This window comes from Bacteroides sp. ET225, assembly GCF_024733745.1.
Lineage (GTDB): Bacteria > Bacteroidota > Bacteroidia > Bacteroidales > Bacteroidaceae > Phocaeicola > Phocaeicola excrementipullorum.
In genome coordinates this window covers 1-2,287 of sequence record NZ_JANRHN010000072.1, presented here as the reverse complement: position 1 = coordinate 2,287, position 2,287 = coordinate 1, and the positions used below count along the sequence as shown (strand labels likewise).

The following is a 2,287-nucleotide window of genomic DNA, read 5'->3' as shown; positions in this document are numbered from 1 at the left end:
TATACATTATAGCACAGATGCTATAGAATGTGTTCGAAATGGTGTTTTTAGAGAAAAAGAATCTCAAGAAGATGAGCGCCCACAATAACTAAAAATGGAACTAATAACTAATTGGGATCAACAATTGATTTATGATAAGAGACTGGTTCAAATTTGAACAGTCTCTTATTACACTATAAGTGACATTGTTGCCAGTAACAAACTATTCATACTTAGGAACGCATTATATTCTTCCTCCTTGTAGTCTAGCCTGTAAATCGCCAAGGATTATTTGAAGTAATTGAGTAATTACAGAACCATTATTCAATAGCGCAAACGGATTGTCACTACATAACTTAGATATCAGTTCGTCTGTATTTTCCTTTATTTTTGCTATAAACATATGATACGGTAACATATTCTCACCTTCAACCCATACTTCCTCATCTCTTCCGAACTTATACTTTTGCCAAATATAATAAAGAGGATATTTGTAACTATTGAATGTAGACTCAATATGCTTTGCAACCTGTTGTACTCCACGGCTATAAGCCTGTGAAACTATAGCACTTTTAATACGTTCAATAGAATGAATTAAGTGGTACAATTCGTCTCTTGTAAATGGAGCATCATCTTTAGGAGGAAAGGTCTTTCTTATGTTGTTTGTACTGATATAACTCAAAACGAAATTTTCCATTAGGCGAGACCCCGCGCCTATACTTATATTACGCTTTACAGCTTCAATCATTTTATCACATTCCTCCTCTCCCAACATTTTTCTTGTAAAAGAATCGTCAAATGCGAATTCAATATATTCATCTATTTTCTCTTTAGCAATCACAGCACAGTTATACGCATGAAGAAAATTGCCCATCAAATAGTTGCAGGAAGCCATTCCAATTATAATTTTAATTTTTAATGGTGTAATCTCCGACTCCAATTTATTAGCTTCAATTAGAATTTGAAGCGCACGTACAATATTCCAAGCTTCTTCACTGTTACGTAATGCATCATTTCTCTGAATGAGTGCAGATGCTTGTTCAAATAGTTTTTCAGAAGTCATTGTTATTGAGTTTAATTGATAAGTTTAAATATCCCAGAGAACTCTACAAGCCGTAGAGGATTAGGTGTAGCAAAACGGAGAATTCCATTTTGAGGAAAGATGTTGCAGACAATAGGCTTTGATGAAACTCCATTAGTATTATCTATGGGACGGAGCCTACCATACTGCACTCTGTCTTCAAGTAAATCCTCGGAAGAAGTAGCAAGTGAAAACTTATCATCAATGTAAGTTGGATTATTTATTATTCTAAACCTCATCCCTATGTATATTGAATGCTCCGTGAATATATATGTATTGCATGTTTCATGCTGGATACAACATCCACTCTCATAAATTTCATAACTTGTTGCATTAAATTCGAAAGATTTATGCAAGATTGATTTCAGTAAATCGCCAGTATTATTAAAATGCAAATTGCCAGAAAGCAAGTTCTTCAGTAGATGACGATAGGCAATTAACATTTTCTCTAATATCTTTTCAGAATTTGGAATAACTCCATAAAAATTAAACGGATTTTCAGCGGTATAGCCTGTTATCATTTTATTCAAAGTGTCTATTGTATCTACTTTAAAAGCCCGATAATACAATAAAGGAGTTGTTGGAAGCGAAATGTCCTCAATCTTACCAAATCCATAATGTTCCCAAATTGCCATTAGTGGGTATTTTAAACTCTGATAACCTTTCAGTATCTGTAGAGATTGTGCTGAAGGATATTTTGAAGATGCTTTGTGAAACACTTCCATTATTAGAGTATCTACGGTAGCACATAAATCGTGAAATTCTTCCTTTGAATAAGGAAAACCATCTAAGATAAGTTTGTTCATATTCCCATAACCCTTCCAGTTCCCAAAGGACTTTTAATTATACGTTAAAGCGTGGAACTGCATGCCACACTTCTTAATGTACAGGCCCTGAGAAAACCTTTGGAAACAGATGTGGGAATAACAGCCCCACGCATATGCGTGGAGACCATTATATCATCTTTTGTTTCCATTGTTTGAAGGTTCTCAGGCTTCGTACATACAAGAAGAAGACATAACACCTCTTTTTTTAACATGTCTTGGAAAGAGTTACCTCCATCCAATTGCAAAGTTACAATTCTCCCTTGATAATCATCTGTGTTTTATCGATTTTTTCATTCAAAGCATGAAAATAGATTGTAAAATGATGCTTGAAAGAGTTTTTTAGCCAAAAATGAGCATCCCATTCCGCAATATCAAGTCCGCAATAGGATAAAAACCATAT

Annotated in this window: 2 protein-coding genes; both read right to left on the bottom strand. The window is 34.2% G+C overall.

Annotation, left to right across the window (positions count from 1 at the left end):
- Positions 1–223: 223 nt before the first annotated feature.
- Positions 224–1,042 (bottom strand): hypothetical protein, encoded by an 819-nt coding sequence (locus tag NW212_RS15110; RefSeq protein ID WP_258339439.1) that lies wholly within the window; start codon positions 1,040–1,042, stop codon positions 224–226.
- Between the two features lie 11 nt (positions 1,043–1,053).
- The gene (locus tag NW212_RS15105) at positions 1,054–1,866 is read right to left on the bottom strand and encodes a hypothetical protein (RefSeq protein WP_258339438.1); all 813 of its coding nucleotides are present in this window, start codon (positions 1,864–1,866) and stop codon (positions 1,054–1,056) included.
- Positions 1,867–2,287 lie beyond the last annotated feature (421 nt).

Coding starts and splice junctions, on each gene's coding strand:
- NW212_RS15105 (WP_258339438.1), bottom strand. CDS start 1,866: ATGAACAAACTTATCTTAGATGGTTTTCCTTATTCAAAGGAAGAATTT.
- NW212_RS15110 (WP_258339439.1), bottom strand. CDS start 1,042: ATGACTTCTGAAAAACTATTTGAACAAGCATCTGCACTCATTCAGAGA.